The following is a 21,837-nucleotide window of genomic DNA, read 5'->3' on the forward strand; positions in this document are numbered from 1 at the left end:
GCAGGGCCGTCCGGGGCGAGGTAAACCACTCCTCAGCCGCTGACCTTCGCGCCGTAGGCGGTGGCGAACTGCACCGCCTGGGCCATGTCGATCTTGGTGCCGTCCAGCCGGAGCCCGTGCAGCGCCACCCCGTCCAGGTCGGCTCCCCGCAGGTCCGCGCCCTTGAGCACGGCATCTTTGAGCCGGGCGTGCGACAGGTCGGCGCCGCGCAGGTCGGCCCGGGTCAGGTCGGCGCCGGTGAAGTCGGCCTCACGCAGCCGCAGCCCGCCGAGCCTGGCGGCGGTGAGGTTCTGCCCGCGCAGCGAGACGAAACCCCAGTCACCGCCGTCGATGGTCACCGGCCGCAGCCCGCAGTCGAGGAACTGCGAGCCGGTGAGCTTGCAGCCGGTCAGCGTGGCGTCGAAGAACGAACAGCGGCGCAGCACCGACTGGGTGATCGCGCAGTTGCTCAGCTCGGCGGCGTTGAACCGCACGTTGCCGAATTCGCAGTGCGTGAACGTGCACCCGGACAGCTTCGCCTCGGACCAGTCGACGTCGTGGAACGCGCAGTCCTCGTAGTGTGCGCGTTCCACCTCGGCGAGAGCCCAGTCCTGGCCGGAGAAGACCTCGTTCCGGACGACGTCCATCAGTGGTAGAAGTGCCGCGTGCCGGTCAGGTAGACGGTCATCCCGGCCTTCTCGGCCGCCTCGATGACCACGTTGTCGCGGATCGAGCCGCCCGGCTGCACGACCGCCTTGACGCCCGCGGCGATCAGCACCTCGAGCCCGTCCGGGAACGGGAAGAACGCGTCGGAGGCCGCCACGCTGCCCTTGGCCCGGTCCGCACCGGCCCGGCTCACCGCGAGGTGCGCGGAGTCGACCCGGTTGACCTGGCCCATGCCGACGCCCACGGTCGCGCCGTCGCGGGCGAGCAGGATCGCGTTGCTCTTGACGCTGCGGATGGCCCGCCAGGCGAAGGCGAGATCGGCCAGCTCCGCGGCGGACGCGGGCGCGCCGGTGGCGAGCGTCCAGTTCGCCGGGTCGTCGCCGGCGGCGTCGATCCGGTCCGCCAGCTGCACCAGCACGCCGCCGCCGACCTGCTTGATCTCGGCGGGCGGCGGGTTCCACTCCGGGGCCACCAGCACCCGCAGGTTCTTCTTCTCGCGGAACACCGCGAGCGCCTCGTCGGTGAACGACGGCGCGACGATCACCTCGGTGAAGATGCCGTCGAGCTGGTTCGCCAGCTCGGCGGTCACCTGCCGGTTGACCGCGATGACCCCGCCGAACGCCGACACCGGGTCGCAGGCGTGCGCCTTGCGGTGCGCCTCCGCGACGTCCGCGCCGACGGCGATGCCGCACGGGTTGGCGTGCTTGATGATCGCGACGCACGGCTCGGTGAAGTCGTTCGCCGAGCGCCAGGCGGCGTCCGCATCGACGTAGTTGTTGTAGGACATCTCCTTGCCGTGCAGCTGCTCGGCCTGGGCCAGCCCCGCGGGCGCGTTCGGGTCCAGGTAGAGCGCGGCCTGCTGGTGCGGGTTCTCGCCGTACCGCAGCGCGCTCTCGCGCTTGAGCGCCAGCCCGGCGAACTCCGGCCACTCGCTCGGCGCCAGCGTGGTGGCACACCAGTTGGCCACCGCGACGTCGTACTCGGCGATGTCGGCGAACGCGCGAGCGGCGAGCAGCTTGCGCTGCGTCAGCGAGAAACCGCCGTTCCGCACGGCCTCCAGGACCAGGGGGTACGCCGCCACGGACGTCACCACCGCCACGGACGGGTGGTTCTTCGCCGCGGCGCGCACCATCGCCGGCCCGCCGATGTCGATCTGCTCGACGCACTCGTCCACGCTCGCGCCGGACGCCACCGTCTCGGTGAACGGGTACAGGTTGCTGACCAGCAGGTCGAACGGCTCGATCCCGAGCTCGGCGAGCTGCCCGGCGTGGGTGTCCAGCCGCAGGTCGGCGAGCAGCCCGGCGTGCACCTTCGGGTGCAGCGTCTTGACCCGGCCGTCCAGCGTCTCGGGAAAGCCGGTCAGCTCCTCGACCCGGGTCACCGGCACCCCGGCTGCCTCGACGGTCGACGCGGTGGAGCCGGTGGACACGATCTGCACCCCGGCGGCATGCAGCGCCTGCGCGAGCTCGACCAGGCCGGTCTTGTCGTACACGCTCAGCAGCGCCCGCGTGATCGGGCGGCGGCCCTCGTCGGCGCTCATGGAATCGAGACCTTTCTGTCCGTGATGGTCCAGCCTTCGCGCACCAGCCGGCCGACGTACTCGACCAGCTGGCGGCGTTCGGCGTCCTTGATCCGCTCGGTCAGCGTCTCCTCCGTGTCACCGTCGAGCACGGGCACGCTGACCTGGGCGATGATGGGGCCGGTGTCGACGCCGGCGTCGACGAAGAACAGGGTCGCGCCGGCGATCTTCACGCCGTAGGCCAGCGCGTCCCGCGGGCCGTGGATGCCCGGGAACGACGGCAGCAGCGCGTTGTGGGTGTTGACGTAGCGGTCCCCGAAGGCGGCCAGGAACTCCTTGCCGACCAGCTTGAGGAAGCCGGCCGAGATCACCAGGTCGGGCTTGTGCTCGGCGACGTGACCGGTCAGGGCGGCGTCCCAGGCGTCCCGGGTGGGGTAGGCCTTGACGGAGTCGACGAACGTCGGCACACCGGCGGCGGCCGCACGGTCGAGCCCGGCGATGCCGTCCCGGTCCGCACCGACCGCGACCACCCGCGCGCCGTACGCGGGATCCGCGGCGGCGTCAAGGAGGGCCTGCAGGTTGCTGCCGGAGCCGGAGACGAGGACGACCAGGCGGGCGGGCGCGGGGTCTGTCACCCGAGCACCCTATCGCCGTGCCTGCTCGCAGCGGCAAACGGGTCGATTCGCGGACAGCGCAAACCGCTGATCATCGGTTAGGCTGCGGGCCGCTCACGTGATGGCCCGCGTGGGCGCTCAGTTTGCACATCACCGCACCATGCGGATTTACCTGGAGGATTGTCCTGTGACGCCACCGCCCTACTACGGTCAGCAGCCGCCCGCAGCGCCGGGCAACGACAAGGTGACGCTCTGGGGCGTCCTCGGCATCGTGTTCGCCCTCTGCTGCACCCCGCTCGGCATCGTCTTCGGCGTGCTGTGCCTGCTTGAGGCCCGCAAGGTCGGCAAGCCGCCCACACTCGCCTACATCGCCTTCGGCGTAGCCGCGCTCGGCATCGTCATCAACATCATCGCCGCGTCGACGGGTGCCTACAACTTCGGCAGCTGATCATCGGTTGACCAAAGGCGCCCCTGCCCAGGCAGGGGCGCCTTTGCGTTCGGTCGGGCGCCTTAGCGTTCGGTCGGGCGCCTTAGCGTTCGGTCGGGCGCCTTAGCGGTCCGTCGGGCGCCTTCGCGGTCCGTCGGGCGCCTTCGCGGTCCGTCGGGCGCCTTCGCGGTCCGTCGGGCGCCTTCGCGGTCCGTCGGCGGTTCAGCCGCGGGCCGGGGCGCGGAAGGCGCGGCCCGCCGCGGCGCCGATGCCCGCCGAGACCGTGACCACGATCGTCGCGACCAGCGCCACCTGCCACGGCACCGGGCCGATCTCGGAGAGCCGGCCGTCGCCCAGCGAGCCGCCCGACATCCAGGACAACAGCCCCAGCACCAGCCCCGCCACCGGGCCGGACAGGGCCGCCGCGCCCAGCACCAGCGACCAGCTCGGTTCCGCCGGCGCCGGGTCGCCCGGCTTGCGGCCGTGCACCAGGTGGCCCTCGACCACGTGGTGCAGGTTCACCAGCCGGCGGGTCAGCAGCCAGCCGGCCGCCATCGCCGCCAGCACCGGCACCGCCAGCAGCGCCGCGCCGCTCGCCCCGACCGGGCCGTCCGGCAGGCCGGCCAGCAGCGGCACGGTGGGCAGCGGGCCGACGGTCACCTCGGTGACCCGCACCGCGGAGTCGGCGCCCAGCAGGAAGCCGGGGCCGAGCAGATAGGCCGCCGCCCAGACCACGCCGTTCGCGCCGTAGGCGAGGCTGACCAGCGTGATGCCGGCCTGGCCCGCGACACCGGTCCGGTACGCCGAGATCATGTCCGCCGCCTGTCCCCCGCCGACCGCGACGGAGAGCCCGGCGAAGGCCGCACCCGCGGCGAGGATCAGCAGCGCCGCCACGACGCCCGTGCGCAGGCCGTGGCGCAGCGCCGGCGGGATCCGGCGGGCGATCACGACCAGGGCGTCGGTGCTGCGCAGTGAGCCGATCAGGGAGAACGCCAGGCCGGCCAGGAAGCAGTGGAAGGCCGCCCGGCCCGCGGACACCTCGGTGCCCCGGCCGTCGACGATCAGCGCGGCCAGCGCGCCGAGGATCGCGTACGTCAGGCCGATCATGCCCGCCACCTGGAACGCGGCCCGCGGCGAGCCGCTGCGCCGGGCCCCGATCGCGCGGGTGACGTGCAGGCCGGCCCGGTTGAGCCGCCAGCCGGCCAGCAGGGTCAGCAGCAGCGGCGCCAGCCCGAGCGGTCCGATGGAGGTGCCGATCGGTACGCCGTGCCCGAGCAGCCACCCGGCCAGCCCCGCGTGCGTGGCACCGCCCAGCCCGCCCTGGCCCTCCAGCGTGCGCGCCAGCCCGATCACCGCGGCCACCGGCACGTACGCGACGAACGCGGCCCAGCAGGTCGCGAAGGCCGCGGCGACCGGCAGCGGGGCCCGGCGCCGGCCCGGCGGCGGGCGGCGCTGGCCGGGGAGCTTGACCGTCTCGTGGTTGCCGGGATCGATCCGCACGGTGGCGCGGTCGGCCGGGTCGACCCGGACCGTCCGGCGGTCGCCGGGCGCCGCGGGACGCACCGAGACCGTCTCACGGGCGGCAAGGTGCATGGCCTCGGCGGCTTCGAACTGGTCCTCCGAGCCGGCGGATCGACCGTCACGACGGTCGGGGGTGGTCGGCATCGCGGCCTACTTTTCCACGCCGGACGGCCTGCGGCGATGCAGAAACGACGACGCGCCGCCCGGGAGCACCGGGAAAGCGCAGGAATCGACCGGCGCGCCAAGTGCCGGCCGGCGAAGATCGCCCAGGCCGGGGCCCCGATCGGCGCCTGTCACCCCGCGCGGCTGCCGCGGCGGATGCCACCGGAACAATGCATCCACGCCCGGGCGCGGGCCGCCACATCCCCGGACCATCCGGGCCCGGCAACGCGGGCCGGCACATCCCCGGACCACCCGGGCCCGGCAACGCGGGCCGCCACATCCCTGGACCACCCGGGCCCGGCAACGCGGGCCGGCACATCCCTGGACCACCCGGGCCCAGCAGCGCGGGGTGGCCGGATACGGCGGCGCGCCGCGGTGCGGACGTGGATCGTCCGTGCCGCGGCGCGCCGGTGGCCGTACCAAAATCAGCTCATGACCTCGCGCATGAGCCGCGCGGTCTCGCTCGGGGTCTTGCCGACCTTGACGCCGGCGGCCTCGAGGGCCTGCTTCTTGGCGTCGGCGGTGCCGGCCGAACCGGAGATGATCGCGCCGGCGTGACCCATGGTCTTGCCGACCGGGGCGGTGAAGCCGGCGATGTAGCCGATCACCGGCTTGGTCACGTTGGCCTTGATGAACTCGGCGGCCCGCTCCTCGGCGTCGCCGCCGATCTCACCGATCATCACGATCGCGTCGGTGTCCGGGTCCTCCTGGAACGCCTTGAGCGCGTCGATGTGCGTGGTCCCGATGATCGGGTCGCCGCCGATGCCCACCGCGGTGGAGAAGCCGATGTCGCGCAGCTCGTACATGAGCTGGTAGGTCAGCGTGCCGCTCTTGCTGACCAGGCCGATCCGGCCGCCCGGGGTGATGTCGGCCGGGATGATGCCGGCGTTGGAGGCGCCGGGCGACGCGATGCCGGGGCAGTTCGGTCCGATGATCCGGGTCTTCTCCCCCTGGGCGACGTTGTGCGCCCAGAACGCGGCCGAGTCCTGCACCGGCACGCCCTCGGTGATGACCACGGCCAGCGGGATCTCGGCGTCGATCGCCTCGAGCACGGCCGACTTGGTGAACGCCGGCGGCACGAAGATGACCGACACGTCGGCGCCGGTCTCCTTCATCGCCTCGCCGACGTTCGCGAACACCGGCAACTCGGTGCCGTCGAAGTCCACCGTCGTGCCCGCCTTGCGCGGGTTGACGCCGCCGACCACGTTGGTGCCCGCGGCGAGCATCCGGCGGGTGTGCTTGGAGCCCTCCGCGCCGGTCATGCCCTGGACGATGACCTTGGAGTCCTTGGTGAGCCAGATAGCCATGTCGTCACTTCCCCGCAGCCGCGAGCTCGGCGGCGCGCTCGGCCGCACCGTCCATGGTGTCCACCCGCTGCACCAGCGGGTTGTTCGCCGAGTCCAGGATCGCCCGGCCGGCCTCGGCGTTGTTGCCGTCGAGGCGGACCACGAGCGGCTTGGTCACGGCCTCGCCGCGCTCACCGAGCAGGGCGAGGGCCTGGACGATGCCGTTGGCGACCTCGTCGCACGCGGTGATGCCGCCGAAGACGTTCACGAAGACCGACTTGACCGCCGGGTCGCCGAGCACGATCTCGAGGCCGTCGGCCATGACCTGGGCGCTGGCGCCGCCGCCGATGTCGAGGAAGTTGGCCGGCTTGACGCCGCCGTGTCCCTCGCCCGCGTACGCGACCACGTCGAGCGTCGACATGACCAGGCCGGCGCCGTTGCCGATGATGCCGACCTCGCCGTCGAGCTTGACGTAGTTGAGGTTCTTCGCCTTGGCGGCCTGCTCCAGCGGGTCCACCGCGGACTGGTCGATCAGCGCCTCGTGGTCGGGGTGCCGGAAGCCGGCGTTCTCGTCCAGGGTGATCTTCGCGTCCAGCAGCAGCACCCGGCCGTCGCCGACCTTGGCGAGCGGGTTGACCTCGACCAGCGTGGCGTCCTCGGCCACGAAGGCCTGCCAGAGCTTCACGGCGATGTCGACGATCTGCTCGGCGACCTCGGCCGGGAACTTGGCGGCGGCGACGATCTCGCGCGCAGTGGCCTCGTCCACGCCCTTGCTGGCGTCGATGGCGATCTTGGCGACCCGCTCCGGGTCCTCCTCGGCGACCGTCTCGATCTCCATGCCGCCGGCGACGCTGGCGATGCACAGGAAGGTGCGGTTGGCCCGGTCGAGCAGGTAGGAGAAGTAGTACTCGTCCTTGATGTCCGCGGTCTCGGCGAGCATCACCTTGTGCACGGTGTGGCCCTTGATGTCCATCCCGAGGATGTCGGTCGCGCGGGCCTCGGCCTCGTCCGCGCCGTCGGCGAGCTTGACGCCGCCGGCCTTGCCGCGGCCGCCGACCTTCACCTGCGCCTTGACCACGACCTTGCCGCCGAGCCGCTCGGCGATCGCGCGGGCCTCCTGCGGGGTCTCGGCGACGCCGCCGCCCAGCACGGGCAGCCCGTGCCGTTCGAACAGGTCGCGCCCCTGATACTCGAACAGGTCCACGTGTCTCCTTTCGCTCGCGACGCTTGCCCCGGCAAGCCGCGTACCTGCGTCCCGACCTGATGTCCGCGGCGCGTCGTTGCGTCGCCGCCAGCGTGAGAGAAATGTCGGCCCTGAGGCCTCATTTCGCAGCCTAGCCACATCGCTGCCGGGAGCGCCGCCGCGGGTGCACGGTGTGCAAGACCACACATGGGCGCGGTCCCGGCGCCGGGCGGACCGGATGCGGCGGGACGAAGCCGCCGAAAAAGTCGTACCAAATCGCGTAACCCCGGTACGGAGGCGTCGTTGAGTGTGATGTCGGGACGCTGAGCGACGACAAAAGCGGCCGATGCCCTGTCGGTCGAGGGGTGGCGGCGGGGCATCGTGCATAGAGAGGCCGGACGTGTGAGGGGTGCGTCCGGCCTCTCCCTTAACGCTTTTTGACTCCTTGTATGCGATTGGTCACGCTACCGGCGTGGCCACATTGGCGCGCACCCATTCGATGATCGATGCGGTCGTGGCGCCCGGCGTGAAGATATGCGCGACGCCGAGCTGCTCCAGCTCGGAAATGTCGTCGGCCGGAATGATGCCGCCGCCGAATACCACGATGTCGGCCGCATCACGTTCCGCGAGCAGTTCCAGCACCCGGCGGAACAGCGTCATGTGCGCACCGGAGAGCACCGACAGCCCGATCGCGTCGGCGTCCTCCTGGATGGCGGTCTCGACGATCTGCTCGGGCGTCTGGTGCAGGCCCGTGTAGACGACTTCCATACCGGCGTCCCGCAGCGCCCGGGCGACCACCTTCGCGCCCCTGTCGTGCCCGTCCAGCCCTGGTTTGGCCACGACGACCCTGATCCGTGCTTGCATCTGCGACCCCTTCGGCGCTCACCGGCTGCACTGCCGGCCGACCCGGAAACTGCCACCTGAACGAACGGTAACCCGGCACCGTTGAACCGTGGAAGCCGCCGCTCCGTACTACCCGCCGCGACCGGGACCATCGTGGCGGCACTTGCAAGCACCAATTGACGTATTCCACATCACATGACTTTGGGTTAGACGCACAGTTACGGAGAGCCAACAGCCTTCCCAATCAGAATTGCCACCAACTCGGACATTCGCCCCCTAAAGCCGACAGGTAAGTGTCAGGGAATTGGCGCTTCGACTTGTACCCGGCGTTGCGTTTCGTTACCGTGGCCCACGGCTGTCAACCGGTTAACGCCGGACCGACCGCCCGGCAAACCACCGTTCAGCACTTGTTCCCCCGCCCGGTGGCTGCCGCTCTTTGCCACCGACGGAGGGTTGTTCGTGCGTCAGCGCTTGTCGTCTGAGCCCGACCGCTATCGCGGCCGTCGCCGTGTACCCACTCCTCCGCGCAGCCGCTATGCCGTGGTCGTCACCTCGGCCTTCGTCGGCGCCGGAGTAGTCGCTCTGGGAGCCGCCTCGCAGCTCCCGGACGCCAAGAACATCAACCCCACGGTCCTGCAGAACCTCGAACAGGCCGCGACCACCGGCGACGCCCTCGCCGAGCGCGGCGACGGCGAGCGTGCCTCCCGTGGTGAGAACAGGGACGTCAGCACCAAGATCTCCGAGGAGCAGGCCGAGGCCGACGCCTGGCTGCTCCCGCTCGAGGAATACCAGTTCACCTCGCCCTACGGCGTCCGCTTCGGCAAGCTGCACGCCGGCATCGACCTGGCGGCGCCCGAGGGCACCCCGTACAAGGCGGTGCACGCCGGTGAGGTGACCGCCGCGGGCTACAGCGGCGGTTACGGGTACGCCATCACCATCCGGCACAGCGACGGCACCGAGATGATCTACGCGCACTCGCGGCGGCTGATGGTCCAGGCCGGCGACGTCGTCAAGGCCGGCCAGGTCATCGGCGAGGTCGGGATCACGGGTTACTCGTACGGCTCGCACCTGCACATCGAGGTGCACGAGAACGGCACCCCGACCGACCCGATCGTCTTCCTGCGCGAGCACGGCGTCGACATCAAGCTCCGCATCGAGTCGGTGTACGGCGACCTCGCCGCCTCCTGAGCAAAGCTCCACCCGCCGCCGGACCGCACCCAGGTCCGGCGGTTCTCCATTGCCGCAACCGTCCCGCAACCGGGCCGGTTGCACCGGGCGCACTCCCCTCACGATCCGCGGGTCGGTGCCGACAGGCAGATGTCGGACACCGAGACCTGGAGGATCATCCCGTCGTGCAGCATCGTGCCAACCGGAACGTCCGCGGTCGCCACCGCAGAACGACGCCGCTGCACAGCCATCGCGCCCCCAGCACGCCCGTCACCGAAAAGGGCCGCTATGCGGTCGCCGCGGCCCTGGTCGCCGGCGTAGGAGTGGCCGGCGTCACCGTGGCGACGGACGGCGCCTCGTCCGCGCCGGCGGCCGCCCAGCCACGCACCCAGGTGGCCGCCCAGGCCCTGCCCGCACCCACGGCTTCCACCCCGGCGCCTTCCTTCGCGGCCACCCCGACGCCGTCCGCGGCCCCGGTGCAGTCCGCCACGCCGTCGGCGGACGCCCTGGCGCTCGATGTGCAGGCCGTCGACGAGGGGCTCTCGTTCGTCCCCCAGGCCCGCAAGGAGAAGCCGCTGCCGCTGTGGGTCAACCCGCTGCCGGAAGCCGCCACAACGTCCTGCTACGGCCCGCGTTGGGGCCGTCTGCACGCCGGGGTGGACCTGGCAGCACCGGACGGCACCCGGATCCGCGCCGCGGGCGCGGGCATCGTCACGGCCGCCGGACCCGCCGAGGGCTACGGCAATGCCGTGCTCATCGACCACGGCAACGGCTACCTCACCCACTACGGGCACATGTCGGCGATCACCGTGACGGTCGGGCAGCACGTGACGGCCGGAGACCAGATCGGCAACGAGGGCTCAACGGGCCACTCGACGGGGCCGCACCTGCACTTCGAGGTGCACGAGGGCGCGTACCAGAACCCGATCGAGCCGATCGCCTGGATGCACGACCACGGCGTCACCATCACCGGCTGCACCGCGGCCGCCGAGTGAACCGCTAGATCTTCTCGATCGGGGCGTGCCGGAGCACCAGCCACATCACCTGGTCGCCGAAGTCGATCTGGGCGCGCGCCCCCGGCCCCTGGCCGTCCACGGTCACCACCCGGCCGAGCCCGTACCGCTGGTGGTTCACCCTGTCCCCGGCCGCGACCTTGGGCGCCTGCTTCATCTCGCTGGCCGTCGTCAGCCTGCTTGCGTCCACGCCCAGCCGCTGGGCCAGTTGCTGGGCTTTGGGCGTTCCGCCGGAAAAACCGCCGCCGCGACCGCGGTCGCCACCGGCCCGACCGCCCACGCCGCCGCCGGTCCCGGACCAGGATGTGTACGACCCCGCCGTGCGCTCCCAGCGCACCAGTTCGGTCGGCAGCTCGTCGGTGAACCGCGAGGGCGGGTTGTACTGCGGCTGGCCCCACGCCGACCGGGTCACCGCGCGGGAGAGGTAGAGCCGCTGCCGGGCCCGGGTGATGCCGACGTAGGCGAGCCGGCGCTCCTCCTCCAGCTCGCCGTTGTCCCCCAGCGCGCGCATGTGCGGGAAGACACCGTCCTCCAGACCGGTGAGGAACACCACCGGGAACTCCAGCCCCTTGGCGGTGTGCAGGGTCATCAGCGTGACCACGCCCTGATGCTCGGGGTCGTCACTGGGGATCTGGTCGGCGTCCGCGACCAGCGCCACCTGCTCGAGGAACCCGGCCAGCGTCGCGGCCGGCGCCTCGTCGTCCTCCGCCGCCTGGGCCTCCACCCGCTCGGTGTACTCCCGGGCGACGCTGACCAGCTCCTGGAGATTTTCCACCCGGCCCTGGTCCTGCGGGTCGAGGCTCTCCTCCAGCTCCGAGAGCAGGCCGGAGCGTTGCAGAGCGGCCTCCAGCACCTCCTCCGGCGGCGCGGTGCGGGACTGCTCGCGCAGGTCGTCGAGGAGCCGGACGAAGTCGCCGATGCTGTTGGCCGCGCGGGTCGAGATGCCCGGGGCGTCCCTGGCACCGCGCAGCGCCTGGCCGAACGAGATGCGGTCGCGTGTGGACAGCGCCTCGACGCAGGCCTCGGCCCGGTCACCGATGCCGCGGCGGGGAGTGTTCAGCACCCGGCGGATGCTCACCGTGTCGTCGTCGTTGACCACCGCGCGCAGGTAGGCCAGCGCGTCGCGGACCTCCTTGCGCTCGTAGAAGCGCACCCCGCCGACCACCTTGTACGGCAGGCCGACCCGGATGAACACCTCCTCGAAGACCCGGGACTGCGCGTTGGTGCGGTAGAAGACCGCCACGTCACCCGGGCGCACCTCGTGGTTGTCGGTGAGCCGGTCGATCTCGCGGGCCACCCAGTCGGCCTCGGCGTGCTCGGTGTCGGCGACGTAACCGACGATCTGCTCACCGGCGCCCTGGTCGCTCCAGAGCCGCTTGGGCTTGCGGGAGGTGTTGCGGTCGATGACCGCGTTGGCCGCGGAGAGGATCGTCTGGGTGGAGCGGTAGTTCTGCTCCAGCAGGATCGTGCGGGCGTCCGGATAGTCGCGCTCGAACTCCAGGATGTTGCGGATCGTCGCGCCGCGGAACGCGTAGATCGACTGGTCGGCGTCGCCGACGACGCAGAGCTCGCCCGGCTCCAGCTCGCCGTTCGCGGGGCCGACCAGCTCCTTGACCAGCATGTACTGCGCGTGGTTGGTGTCCTGATACTCGTCGACCATCACGTGCCGGAACCGGCGCCGGTAGGCCTCGGCGACGTGCGGGTGCGACTGCAGCAGGTGCACGGTGGCCATGATGATGTCGTCGAAGTCGAGCGCGTGCGCCTCCTTGAGGCGGCGCTGGTAGAGCTCGTAGGCCTCGGCGACGGCGCGCTCGTTGGGGCCCTTCGCCTTGTCCTTGAACTCCTCGGGCTCGACCAGCTCGTTCTTCAGGTTTGACACCTGGGCGGCCAGGCTGCGGGCCGTGTAGCGCTTCGGGTCGAGGTCGAGCTCGCGGGCGACCAGCTGCATCAGCCGGCGCGAGTCGTCGGCGTCGTAGATCGAGAAGGTGCTCTTCAGCCCGGCGTGCTCGTGCTCGGCCCGCAGGATGCGCACGCAGGCGGAGTGGAACGTCGACACCCACATCAGCCGGGCCCGGGGACCGACCAGGGCGGCCACCCGCTCCTTCATCTCACCGGCGGCCTTGTTGGTGAAGGTGATCGCGATGATCTGGCCGGGGTGCACCTCCCGCGCGGCCAGCAGGTAGGCGATCCGGTGGGTCAGCACCCGGGTCTTGCCCGAGCCGGCCCCCGCGACGATCAGCAACGGTGACCCGGCGTGGGTCACCGCGTCGCGCTGCGGCGGATTGAGCCCGACCAGCAGCGACTCCGGATCGAGCCGGCGGGCCGGCTGCCGCCGGGGCGCATCGCTCTGACCAGGCTTTTCACCCTCCTGGACAGGCGGCATCGTAAACAGGGGCTGAGAATTTTCCGGAAGGGCTCGCATCGCCGGACAAGTCTATGCCGCAGCACCGACAATTCTTCCCGGACGGTCGCCGACGCCCGGCCGCAACCAACATGTCGCTTCTCAGCGGTAGCGCTGACCAGCATCGATACCGCAAGCTGTGTGGCGTTGGTTGATCCGTAACCCGACCGGGAGACCGAATACTATGGACCACCCCCGCCGCCGCGGCTGGGCAGTGCTGCGTCATCTCGCCGCACCCGCCCTCGCCCTGGCCGTCGTCGCCACCTTGCCGATGACCAAGCCCGACGCAGCACCCGCCGGCCCGCCTGTCGCCCAGTATCTGCCGGGCATGGCGCCGGCCAGCGTGTCTTACGGACCGTCCGGCAAGACGGTCAAGGGACAGTTCCTCAGCTACAACGACTTCCACGGCGCCATCGACCCGCCCGGCGGCAGCGGTGCCGTGGTCAACGGCGTCCCCGCCGGCGGCGTCGAATACCTGGCGACATACCTGAAGAAGCTGCGCGCCGAGGCCGCCGCCGAGGGCCGCAAGACCCTCACCGTCGGCGCCGGTGACCTGATCGGCGCGACGCCGCTGGTCAGCGCGGCCTTCCACGACGAGCCGACGATCGAGCTGATGAACGAGATCGGCCTGCAGATCAGCTCGGTCGGCAACCACGAGTTCGACGAGGGCGTCGACGAGCTGCTCCGGATGCAGCGCGGCGGCTGCCACCCGACCGACGGTTGCCAGGACGGCGACGGCTTCCGGGGCGCCGAGTTCAGCTACCTGGCCGCGAACACGATCAACAAGAAGACCGGCCTGCCGATCCTGCCGCCGATCGACATCAAGTTCGTCAACGGCACCCCGGTCGGCTTCGTCGGCCTGACCCTGGAGGGCACCGCCGGCATCGTGAACCCGGCCGGCATCCAGAGCGTGCGCTTCGCGAACGAGATCGAGACCGCGAACAAGTGGGGCAACCTGCTGAAGCTGTTCGGCGTCAAGGCGCAGGTGCTGCTCGTGCACCAGGGCGGCCAGCAGAACGTCTCCGAGCAGGTGCCGGTGCCCGGCGTCTCCGACTGCAACGCCTTCTCCGGGCCCATCGTGCCGATCGTCGCGGGCCTCAATCCCGAGTTCAGCCTGGTGGTCTCCGGCCACACGCACCGCTTCTACACGTGCACCCTGCCGAACTCCAAGGGCACGTCGGTGGTCACCAGCGCCGGCACCAACGGCCAGCTGGTCACCGACATCGACTACGCGATCAACCAGCGCACCGGCCGCTTCGCGGAGGTCACCGCCAAGAACGTGGTAGTGGAGAACGGCGTCCCCGACGGCAACGGCGGCTGGCTCCGCAACGCCGCCGGCGTCTTCCTGAAGAACCCGGACACGGTCGACCCGCAGGCGAAGAAGGTCGCGGACAAGTACCGCACCGCGGTCGCGCCGATCGCCAACAAGGTCGTCGGCAGCATCTCCGCCGACATCACCCGCACGGCCGGCGCCAACGGTGAGTCCGCGCTCGGCGACGTGATCGCCGACGCCCAGCTCGCCTGGACCGCGAGCAGCAACGCGCAGATCGCGCTGATGAACCCGGGCGGCATCCGCGCCGACTTCGACGCCGAGCAGTCGTCCGGCGGCGAGGCCAACGGCCAGGTGACCTACGGCGAGGCGTTCACCGTCCAGCCGTTCAACAACCTGGTGGTCACCCAGACCTTCACCGGCGCGCAGCTCAAGAACGTGCTCGAGCAGCAGTTCGTCGGCTTCGGCGGGCAGACCACCCAGCGCATCCTGCAGGTGTCGGCCGGGCTGACCTACTCCTGGAACAGCACCGCCCCGGCCGGTGCGAAGGTGACCGCGCTGGCCCTGAAGGGCACCCCGATCGACCCCGCCGCCAGCTACCAGGTCACCACAAACGACTTCCTGGCCAACGGCGGCGACGGCTTCACCAACCTGACGCTGGGCACGGGCCGCACCACGGCACCGGGCTTCGACGTCGACGCCCTGGTCGGCTACCTCGGCGCGGGCGCCCCGGTGGCCCCCGGCCCGGCCAACCGCATCACCAAGATCGGCTGATCAGGCCGCGTCCCACGGTTCGGGCCGTTTTCTTGCGAAGCGGCCCGGACCGGGTACATACTCGCTTCGTGATCCAGCAGACGCGATTTTTCTACTACGGACCCGGAGCTCCGGCGACCGTAGGACGCGTCTGAACGACAGACCTACATCAAGCCCCGGGCTCCCGAGCCCGGGGCTTGATGCTGCCCGGGCCGGGCCGACCGGGACATCAGCACCCGAGGAGCACGACATGAGCGCAGACCTGATGGACCAGCAGACCGGCGCCGGCGCCGAACCGGCCGCGGAAGAAATCAAGGCGATCCGCGAACGCATCGACGAGATCGACCAAGCCCTGATCGACCTGTGGCTGGAACGCTCCCGGCTGTCCCAGCACGTCGGCCGCACCCGCATGGCCTCGGGCGGCACCCGCCTGGTCCTCTCCCGCGAACGAGAAATCGTCGAACGCTTCCGCGAGGCGCTGGGCCCGGACGGCACCCAGGTGGCGCTGCTGCTGCTCCGGGCGGGGCGAGGACCGCTCTAGAACCGCTTGCGCTGGTTGCAGGGTGGCCTTGGGGTCACCCTCCCTGCGGAAAGCGCCACCGGCGCCCCAACAGCATGTGGTGCCCCTCAGCGCGGCCAGCCCCGGTAGCACCAGGCGGCTTGCGGCGGGGCCGTTGCGGCTTGGTGACGCCTTCTTCTGTCGGGCGGTGGGGCCTGGGTGGTTAGGGTGCGCGGGTGCGAGTTGAACTGGTGGCTCTGGTTGTTGACGACTATGACTCTGCTGTCGAGTTTTTTGTTGGGGCGCTGGGCTTTGAGCTCGTGGAGGATTCACCTTCGCTGACCAACGACGGGCGGGCGAAGCGGTGGGTTGTCGTGCGTCCCCCGGGTGGGCAGACCGGCATTCTGCTGGCGCAGGCCGACGGTGACCACCAGCAGACCGTCGTGGGGAATCAGACGGCCGGGCGGGTCGGCTTCTTTCTGCGCACGGATGACTTCGCCGCCCAGCACAAGCGGATGACGGACGCCGGCGTGCGCTTCGTGACGCAACCGCGCGATGAGCCCTATGGCCGGGTGGCGGTTTTCCTCGACGTCGCCGGCAACAAATGGGACCTGCTGGGCCCAACTCGCGCCGAGTAGCCAGGCCCGCCCCCAAAGCCCACCCTGCAACCAGCGCAAGGAAACAGCGGTCAGCCGCGCAAGGAGGCCGTTGACTTGCGCAGGTGGTAGGCGATGCACAGGACGCCGCGTTCCTCCGGCCAGTCCAGCACGTCCGGCGTTTCGGTGAGGATGGTGGATCCCGCCGCCGCGAGCTTGCTGCCCGCGTACTGCTCGAAGAGCTTTTCGCAGCCGGCCTCGCCGGCCTTCTTGACTTCCTCCTCGCCCGGCCACCCACCCGCCGGCAGCGTGATCCGGCCGATGACCTCGCTGTTGTGGCCCGTGGTGCACGGCACCACGTCCACGTAGCTGCCCGTCTCCGCGATGATGTTCTTCAGGCAGTCGCCCGGTTGCAGCTTCTCGATGCTGATCGAGCGCTCCCCGCGGACCGCGCCGGTTGCGTCGCGGTCCGGGCCCTTGGACAGGTTCACGATCACCGCTACCGCGATCGCCAACAGCCACATGCCGCAGATGGTCAGCGCCGCGATCGCGTAGAAGCGGCCGCGGCGGTCGCCGTTGCGGCGGGACTGGCGCAGGCCGATGATGCCGAAGACGACGCTCAGCAGGCCCACGCAGCCGAACAGGGACAGGGTCAGCGCCGCGATGGAGAAGCCGTTGGTCTTGCCGTTCCAGGGTGGTGGTCCCGGCGGGTAGGGCGGCGCCGGGGGGAAGCTCTGCGCAGGTTGGTGATCCACAGCGGGCACGGTATATCGACGGGGGCGGCTCTGCTGTCCCGTTTCCGGGGTGCGGCTCAGGCCGGCTGGGCTGGAGGTAGTGGCTGAGCTGCGCGGCCGCGTGGAGCATTGCGAGGCCCTGCTTGGTCAGCGCCTGTTGCCAGTCGTCGAGGGCGCGGGAGAGCGTGGCGGTGTCGCCCGCCGTACGGATCTGCCGGACCACCGTGGCGATGTGGCCCAGCGGGTAGCCGCCGCGCCGCAGGAGGTGGGCGAGTTCGGCGTCGCGGATGTCGCCGGCGCGGTAGAGCCGGTAGCCGGTGGCGCTGTCCCGGGCCGGGGTGAGGATGCCCGCCGCCGCATGCCCGTAGGCCGGGATCAGCGAGAGGTACGCGCGGAGCGCCAGGTCGGCCGGTCGCAGTGTCTTCGTGACTGCGTCATGTGAGCTGCTGGGCCTCGGTGAGCCGACCCACCAGGAGCCGGTCTTCGGCGCCCTGCGCAACGAGTTGTGGAGCCGGACTGAGGCGATCATGGATGCGGCCGCCTCGGTCGGCGCCTCCGCCGCGGCCGAGAAGCTGCGGGCGCTGGCCGACGACATGCTCACGCTGCTCTACGGGCGGGCGCCGGAGCTGATCGCCAAGACCTCGCGGGCCGGCTGGTTCCGGGCCCGCACCCGGCTCACCGCCGGGCTCGGGCTGCTGCGCTACCACAGGCAGGCCGCCGAGCACCTCGACCGGACCGCGCGGGTGTGCCGGCTGCTCGCCACCCGGGACGCGCTGATGGCCCAGAACCTGCTGGACATCCGGACCGTCGAGCAGCAGCGGGGGCCGACGCTGGTCTTCGCGCACAACCAGCACCTGCAGCGCAGCCCGGGCCGCTGGCGGCTCGCCGACATGGACCTCACCTGGCATCCGGCCGGCGCCATCGTCGGGTCGCTGGTGGGTGACCGGTACGCCGTCATCGCCGGCAGCCTGGGCCGCAGCGACGTGCTGGGGCTGGCGGAACCCGAGCCGGACACCTACGAGGGCCGGCTGCAACGCCGGTTCGCCGCCTGGGGCCTGACCGCGGCGACGGCGGTCGAGGCCGGCCGCAAGCGCACCGACACCACCCCGGAGCAGGGCTACTTCCCGCTCGACCGGTCAGCTCTGGACGGGGCTGACACGATCCTGCACATCCCGGCCGCTCAGCGCGTACGGAAAAGGGACCTGCCGGATCGGCAGGTCCCTTTTCGCGCGGCACTCAGACCGCGTGCACGACGTCGCGGGGTTCGGCGAAGTGGCAGGCGCTCGGGTGCGGGGACCGCTCGCGGATCTGCAGCAGGGGTTCCTGCTCGGCGCAGATCGACTCGGCCTTCCAGCACCGGGTGCGGAACCGGCAACCCGACGGCGGGTTGGCCGGCGACGGCACGTCACCCTCCAGGACGATCTGGTCGCGCATGCCGCGCAACCTCGGGTCCGGGACCGGCACCGCGGAGAGCAGGGCCTGGGTGTACGGGTGGGTCGGCTGCTCGTAGATCTGCGCGTCGTTGCCGACTTCCACGATCTTGCCCAGGTACATGACCGCGACCCGGTCCGAGATGTGCCGGACCACGGACAGGTCGTGGGCGATGAAGATGTACGACAGCCCGAACTCGTTCTGCAGCCCCTCCAGCAGGTTGATGACCTGGGCCTGGATGGACACGTCGAGCGCGGAGACCGGCTCGTCGCAGACGATGATCTCCGGCTTCAGGGCCAGCGCGCGGGCGATGCCGATGCGCTGGCGCTGGCCGCCGGAGAACTGGTGCGGGTACCGGTTGACGTGGTCGGGGTTGAGGCCGACCGTGTCGAGCAGGTCCTGCACCGCCTTGGCCCGGCCCTTGCGGGGCGTGACGTCGGGGTGGATCTCGAACGGCTCGCCGATGATGTCGCCGACCGTCATCCGCGGGTTCAGCGAGGTGTACGGGTCCTGCAACACCATCTGGATGTTGCGCCGGGCCCGCCGCAGCGCGCCGCCCTTGAGGGTGACCATGTTCTCGCCGCGTACGTTGATCGCGCCCGCGGTCGGCTTCTCCAGCCCGACCAGCAGCTTGGCCAGCGTCGACTTGCCGCAGCCGGACTCGCCGACCACGCCTAGGGTCTCGCCGCGGCGCAGCTGGATGTCCACGCCGTCGACCGCGCGGACCGCGCCGACCTTCGACTTGAAGACGATGCCCTGGGTGATCGGGAAGTGCTTGACGAGACCCTTGGTCTCGAGCACGACGTCGTTGCGGTCACTCATTGCCGACGACCTCCCTCCAGAAGTGGCAGCGGGCCGTACGGCCCGGCGCGACGATGTACGCCGGTGGCGCCGGGTCCTGCCGGCAGACGTCCTGGGCGTAGGCGCACCGCGGGTTGAACGCGCAGCCTCGCGGGATGGCTGTCAGCGCCGGCGGCAGGCCCTTGATGACATTGAGTTGCTGGCCCTTCATGTCGAGCCGCGGGATCGACTCGAGCAGCGCCTTCGCGTACGGGTGGGCCGGGCGCGCGTAGATGTCGTAGACCGGCGCCTCCTCGACGACCTTGCCGGCGTACATGATCGAGATGCGGTCCGCGACGTCGGCGACCACGCCCATGTCGTGGGTGATCAGGATGAGGCCCATGTTGCGCTGCTGCTGGAGCTCGGCCAGCAGGCCCATGATCTGCGCCTGCACCGTCACGTCGAGCGCCGTGGTGGGCTCGTCGGCGATCAGCACCTCGGGGTCCAGGGCGAGCGCCATCGCGATCATCACGCGCTGGCGCATACCGCCGGAGAACTGGTGCGGATAGTCGCCGATCCGGGCCTTGGCGGCCGGGATCCGGACCTGGTCGAGCAGCTCGATGGAGCGCCGCTTGGCGTCACCGCGGGACATCCCCCGGTGCACCCGGAACAGCTCGGCGAGCTGGTAGCCGACGGTGAACACCGGGTTCAGCGCCGACAGGGCGTCCTGGAAGATCATCGCGATCTGGTTGGCCCGGACCTTGCGCCGCTCGTTCTCCGGCAGCTTGAGCAGGTCGATGCCGCGGTACTTGACCTCGCCCTTGGTGATGAAGCCGGGCGGGCTGTCCAGAATGCCCATGATCGCCTGCGCGGTCACGGACTTGCCGCAGCCGGATTCCCCCAGGATCGCCAGGGTCTCGCCGGGCGCGAGCAGGAAGTTGGCGCCGTTGACGGCACGCGAGACGCCGTCCTGGGTGCGGAACTCCACGTGCAGGTCGTTGACCTCGAGCAGCGGAGCGCGCGGATCGAGGCCGGGTAGGACGTCGATCTGCGCCTGAATGTCGGTCATCTCTGCCTCACCGCAGCTTCGGGTCGAAGGCGTCGCGGACCGCGTCGCCGAGCATGATGAAGGCCAGCACCGTGGCCGCCAGGAAGACCGAGGGCCAGATCAGCGGTTCCGGCGCGACCCGCACGTACGAACCGGCCTCGGAGATCGCGATGCCCCAGGAGATGGCGTCGCCCTTGAGGCCGATGCCGAGGAAGGACAGCGTCGCCTCGCTGGCGATGTTGGCGCCGAGCAGGATCGTCAGCACCACGATGAAGGACGCGATCGAGTTGGGCAGGATGTGCCGCAGCATCAGCCGGCCCGGTCCCGCGCCCAGCATGCGGGCGGCCGCGACGTAGTCCTGGTTCTTCGACGAGATCACCGAAGATCGCATGATCCGGGCCGCGGTGGTCCAGCCCAGCACGCCCAGGGTCACGGTCACCGCGACGACACCGGTGCTCGACGCGTCGGCGGTCAGCCGCCGGGCGAGCACGATCGCGGCGAGCAGGAACGGTACGCCGAGGACGATGTCGATGAAGCGGGACAGCAGGGCGTCGACCCAGCCGCCGAAGTAGCCGGTGGCCAGGCCGAAGATCAGCCCGATCACGCCGGACAGCAGGGTGGCGAGCACGCCGACCTGGATCGACGCGCGGGCGCCGTAGATGGTCTTGGCGTAGACGTCGCAGCCCTGGAAGTCGTAACCGAAGAAGGCCGAGCCGCTGGCCGGGTCGTGCTGCCGGCTGAGCGCGCAGTCGCGCGGGTTCGCCGAGGTGAACAGCGACGGGAACAGCGCCATCGCCACGATGATCACGACCAGGATCGCCGCGATCCAGAAGATCTTGTTGCGCCGCAGGTCGATCCAGGCGTCGCCGGCGAGGCTGCGGGGCTTGTCGCGCTTGTCGGCGTGCCGGGGCTCCGAGACCTGTCCGCCGCCGGGGCCTTGCGCCGCTACTACCGATTCCAGGTCACTCATAACGAATCCTCGGGTCCAGGGCGGCGTACAGCAGGTCGACCAGCAGGTTCACGACCAGGAAGACGATGACGAGAATGCTGACGAAACCGACCACCAGCGGCCCGTCCTCCGTGGTGATGCCTCGGAAGAGGTTGAACCCGACGCCTGGGATGTTGAAGATGCGCTCGGTGACGATGGCGCCGGACATCAGGCCGCCGATGTCGACACCGATGAGCGTGACCACGGGGATGAGCGAGTTGCGCAGCACGTGCACGCCGATCACCCGCTTGCGGGACAGACCCTTCGCGCGGGCCGTGCGAACGTAGTCGGAGCGCAGGTTCTCCGCCACGGACGAGCGGGTGACCCGCAGCTCGGTGGCGATGACGATGCTGCCCAGCACGATGGCCGGTAGCAGCAGTGCCCAGAACGATGGATGAGCGCCGGCTGTGGGTGGGAACCACCCGAGCTTGATGCCGAAGATCAGCTGGGTGATCGGGGCGAGCACCACGATCGGCAGCGCCAGGATGATCAGCGTGATCACCAGGGTCACGTTGTCGAAGATGCCGCCGCGCCGGATGCCGGAGATGACGCCGGCGACGAGGGCCACGGTGGCCGCGATGACGATCGACATCAGACCGAGCTTGATGGTCACCGGCCAGGCCTGGGACATCATGTCGTCGATCTGGCGGCCGGTCAGCGACTGGCCGAAGTCGCCCGTGAGCAGGCCCTTCATGTAGTACCAGTACTGCACAAGGAAGGGTTCGTTCAGGTGGTAACGCTCCGTCAGCACCTGCCGAACGTTCTCGGTGATGGGTCGTTCGCCCGCCAAGGCCTGGAGGGGGTCGTCCTGGTTGGCGAACATCAGCGCATACACGATGAAGGTGGCCCCGAAGAACGTCAGGACCATCTGGAGTAGGCGCCGCACGATATAGCGGAACATACGGATTTAGCCTCTTCCGCGGAAGATGCGCCGCCGGGCGTCGTGAGCGCGGCGGC

19 protein-coding genes and 1 pseudogene are annotated in these 21,837 nt (G+C 70.6%); 7 read left to right on the top strand and 13 right to left on the bottom strand.

Annotated features, from left to right (window positions below):
* Positions 1 to 32: 32 nt before the first annotated feature.
* From ACIBQZ_RS34680 to purN, 3 genes are read right to left on the bottom strand one after another with little or no spacing between them, the layout of a single operon-like run.
* Complete coding sequence (locus ACIBQZ_RS34680; protein ID WP_396093070.1) at positions 33 to 626, bottom strand: pentapeptide repeat-containing protein; 594 nt, start codon at positions 624 to 626, stop codon at positions 33 to 35.
* Positions 626 to 2,185 (bottom strand): bifunctional phosphoribosylaminoimidazolecarboxamide formyltransferase/IMP cyclohydrolase, encoded by a 1,560-nt coding sequence (gene purH / locus ACIBQZ_RS34685; RefSeq protein WP_396093071.1) that lies wholly within the window; start codon positions 2,183 to 2,185, stop codon positions 626 to 628. Before purH ends, ACIBQZ_RS34680 begins: the two co-directional genes overlap by 1 nt.
* On the bottom strand, positions 2,182 to 2,799 hold the full coding sequence (purN, locus tag ACIBQZ_RS34690) for a phosphoribosylglycinamide formyltransferase (protein WP_396093072.1): 618 nt from the start codon (positions 2,797 to 2,799) through the stop codon (positions 2,182 to 2,184). Before purN ends, purH begins: the two co-directional genes overlap by 4 nt.
* 166 nt (positions 2,800 to 2,965) lie before the next feature.
* Between purN and ACIBQZ_RS34695 the strand changes: the two genes are divergently transcribed.
* Positions 2,966 to 3,226 carry a DUF4190 domain-containing protein gene (locus ACIBQZ_RS34695; RefSeq protein ID WP_396093073.1) on the top strand — a complete coding sequence of 87 codons (261 nt, stop codon included), beginning with the start codon at positions 2,966 to 2,968 and terminating at the stop codon, positions 3,224 to 3,226.
* 201 nt (positions 3,227 to 3,427) lie between these two features.
* Here the strand turns inward: ACIBQZ_RS34695 and ACIBQZ_RS34700 are convergent, their stop codons facing one another.
* The 4 genes from ACIBQZ_RS34700 to ACIBQZ_RS34715 all read right to left on the bottom strand — a co-directional run bounded on the left by ACIBQZ_RS34700 (position 3,428) and on the right by ACIBQZ_RS34715 (position 8,221).
* Positions 3,428 to 4,870, bottom strand: a complete 1,443-nt coding sequence (locus tag ACIBQZ_RS34700) for a DUF6350 family protein (protein WP_396093074.1) — start codon at positions 4,868 to 4,870, stop codon at positions 3,428 to 3,430.
* 443 nt (positions 4,871 to 5,313) lie between these two features.
* Positions 5,314 to 6,195 carry a succinate--CoA ligase subunit alpha gene (sucD, locus tag ACIBQZ_RS34705; protein ID WP_396093075.1) on the bottom strand — a complete coding sequence of 294 codons (882 nt, stop codon included), beginning with the start codon at positions 6,193 to 6,195 and terminating at the stop codon, positions 5,314 to 5,316.
* Between the two features lie 4 nt (positions 6,196 to 6,199).
* A complete protein-coding gene (gene sucC / locus ACIBQZ_RS34710) occupies positions 6,200 to 7,378 on the bottom strand; it encodes an ADP-forming succinate--CoA ligase subunit beta (protein ID WP_396093076.1) in 1,179 nt (392 codons plus the stop codon).
* Positions 7,379 to 7,816: 438 nt separating this feature from the next.
* A complete protein-coding gene (locus ACIBQZ_RS34715) occupies positions 7,817 to 8,221 on the bottom strand; it encodes a cobalamin B12-binding domain-containing protein (RefSeq protein ID WP_396093077.1) in 405 nt (134 codons plus the stop codon).
* Positions 8,222 to 8,659: 438 nt separating this feature from the next.
* Between ACIBQZ_RS34715 and ACIBQZ_RS34720 the strand changes: the two genes are divergently transcribed.
* Positions 8,660 to 9,388 carry a M23 family metallopeptidase gene (locus ACIBQZ_RS34720; RefSeq protein ID WP_396093078.1) on the top strand — a complete coding sequence of 243 codons (729 nt, stop codon included), beginning with the start codon at positions 8,660 to 8,662 and terminating at the stop codon, positions 9,386 to 9,388.
* Between the two features lie 164 nt (positions 9,389 to 9,552).
* Entirely contained in the window at positions 9,553 to 10,362 is an 810-nt protein-coding gene (locus ACIBQZ_RS34725; protein WP_396093079.1) for a M23 family metallopeptidase, read from the top strand.
* Positions 10,363 to 10,366: 4 nt separating this feature from the next.
* On the opposite strand, the gene pcrA is transcribed toward ACIBQZ_RS34725, so the two are convergent.
* Positions 10,367 to 12,802 carry a DNA helicase PcrA gene (gene pcrA / locus ACIBQZ_RS34730; protein WP_396093080.1) on the bottom strand — a complete coding sequence of 812 codons (2,436 nt, stop codon included), beginning with the start codon at positions 12,800 to 12,802 and terminating at the stop codon, positions 10,367 to 10,369.
* 163 nt (positions 12,803 to 12,965) lie between these two features.
* Here pcrA and ACIBQZ_RS34735 point away from each other — a divergent pair, with 163 nt between their 5' ends.
* From ACIBQZ_RS34735 to ACIBQZ_RS34745, 3 genes are all read left to right on the top strand, one after another.
* Positions 12,966 to 14,825, top strand: coding sequence for a bifunctional metallophosphatase/5'-nucleotidase (locus ACIBQZ_RS34735; RefSeq protein ID WP_396093081.1), 1,860 nt, complete (start codon positions 12,966 to 12,968; stop codon positions 14,823 to 14,825).
* A gap of 229 nt (positions 14,826 to 15,054) precedes the next feature.
* Positions 15,055 to 15,345, top strand: a complete 291-nt coding sequence (locus tag ACIBQZ_RS34740) for a chorismate mutase (RefSeq protein WP_203773738.1) — start codon at positions 15,055 to 15,057, stop codon at positions 15,343 to 15,345.
* A gap of 194 nt (positions 15,346 to 15,539) precedes the next feature.
* Entirely contained in the window at positions 15,540 to 15,941 is a 402-nt protein-coding gene (locus tag ACIBQZ_RS34745) for a VOC family protein (RefSeq protein WP_396093082.1), read from the top strand.
* A gap of 50 nt (positions 15,942 to 15,991) precedes the next feature.
* Here ACIBQZ_RS34745 and ACIBQZ_RS34750 read toward each other — a convergent pair whose 3' ends face one another.
* The gene (locus ACIBQZ_RS34750; RefSeq protein WP_396093083.1) at positions 15,992 to 16,654 is read right to left on the bottom strand and encodes a septum formation family protein; all 663 of its coding nucleotides are present in this window, start codon (positions 16,652 to 16,654) and stop codon (positions 15,992 to 15,994) included.
* Positions 16,655 to 17,160: 506 nt separating this feature from the next.
* Between ACIBQZ_RS34750 and ACIBQZ_RS34755 the strand changes: the two are divergent.
* Positions 17,161 to 17,706: pseudogene (locus tag ACIBQZ_RS34755) on the top strand (erythromycin esterase family protein); the annotation flags it as partial.
* 163 nt (positions 17,707 to 17,869) lie between these two features.
* Here ACIBQZ_RS34755 and ACIBQZ_RS34760 read toward each other — a convergent pair.
* The 4 genes from ACIBQZ_RS34760 to ACIBQZ_RS34775 are packed head-to-tail and all read right to left on the bottom strand — an operon-like array spanning position 17,870 to position 21,781.
* Entirely contained in the window at positions 17,870 to 18,886 is a 1,017-nt protein-coding gene (locus ACIBQZ_RS34760; protein WP_396093084.1) for an ABC transporter ATP-binding protein, read from the bottom strand.
* Entirely contained in the window at positions 18,879 to 19,913 is a 1,035-nt protein-coding gene (locus ACIBQZ_RS34765) for an ABC transporter ATP-binding protein (RefSeq protein WP_396093085.1), read from the bottom strand. The genes ACIBQZ_RS34760 and ACIBQZ_RS34765 overlap by 8 nt, the downstream gene beginning before the upstream one ends.
* A gap of 7 nt (positions 19,914 to 19,920) precedes the next feature.
* On the bottom strand, positions 19,921 to 20,862 hold the full coding sequence (locus ACIBQZ_RS34770) for an ABC transporter permease (protein WP_396093086.1): 942 nt from the start codon (positions 20,860 to 20,862) through the stop codon (positions 19,921 to 19,923).
* Complete coding sequence (locus tag ACIBQZ_RS34775; RefSeq protein ID WP_396093088.1) at positions 20,855 to 21,781, bottom strand: ABC transporter permease; 927 nt, start codon at positions 21,779 to 21,781, stop codon at positions 20,855 to 20,857. Before ACIBQZ_RS34775 ends, ACIBQZ_RS34770 begins: the two co-directional genes overlap by 8 nt.
* Positions 21,782 to 21,837: the final 56 nt, after the last annotated feature.

The sequence above is a fragment of the Actinoplanes sp. NPDC049599 genome (assembly GCF_044465625.1).
Classification (GTDB): Bacteria; Actinomycetota; Actinomycetes; order Mycobacteriales; family Micromonosporaceae; genus Actinoplanes.

Excerpts from the sequence above, each read along its gene's own strand:
- ACIBQZ_RS34760 (WP_396093084.1), bottom strand. The coding sequence starts at position 18,886 with ATGAGTGACCGCAACGACGTCGTGCTCGAGACCAAGGGTCTCGTCAAG.
- purH (WP_396093071.1), bottom strand. The coding sequence starts at position 2,185 with ATGAGCGCCGACGAGGGCCGCCGCCCGATCACGCGGGCGCTGCTGAGC.
- sucD (WP_396093075.1), bottom strand. The coding sequence starts at position 6,195 with ATGGCTATCTGGCTCACCAAGGACTCCAAGGTCATCGTCCAGGGCATG.
- ACIBQZ_RS34765 (WP_396093085.1), bottom strand. The coding sequence starts at position 19,913 with ATGACCGACATTCAGGCGCAGATCGACGTCCTACCCGGCCTCGATCCG.
- pcrA (WP_396093080.1), bottom strand. The coding sequence starts at position 12,802 with ATGCGAGCCCTTCCGGAAAATTCTCAGCCCCTGTTTACGATGCCGCCT.
- ACIBQZ_RS34735 (WP_396093081.1), top strand. The coding sequence starts at position 12,966 with ATGGACCACCCCCGCCGCCGCGGCTGGGCAGTGCTGCGTCATCTCGCC.
- ACIBQZ_RS34775 (WP_396093088.1), bottom strand. The coding sequence starts at position 21,781 with ATGTTCCGCTATATCGTGCGGCGCCTACTCCAGATGGTCCTGACGTTC.
- ACIBQZ_RS34700 (WP_396093074.1), bottom strand. The coding sequence starts at position 4,870 with ATGCCGACCACCCCCGACCGTCGTGACGGTCGATCCGCCGGCTCGGAG.
- ACIBQZ_RS34770 (WP_396093086.1), bottom strand. The coding sequence starts at position 20,862 with ATGAGTGACCTGGAATCGGTAGTAGCGGCGCAAGGCCCCGGCGGCGGA.
- ACIBQZ_RS34715 (WP_396093077.1), bottom strand. The coding sequence starts at position 8,221 with ATGCAAGCACGGATCAGGGTCGTCGTGGCCAAACCAGGGCTGGACGGG.
- ACIBQZ_RS34680 (WP_396093070.1), bottom strand. The coding sequence starts at position 626 with ATGGACGTCGTCCGGAACGAGGTCTTCTCCGGCCAGGACTGGGCTCTC.
- ACIBQZ_RS34740 (WP_203773738.1), top strand. The coding sequence starts at position 15,055 with ATGAGCGCAGACCTGATGGACCAGCAGACCGGCGCCGGCGCCGAACCG.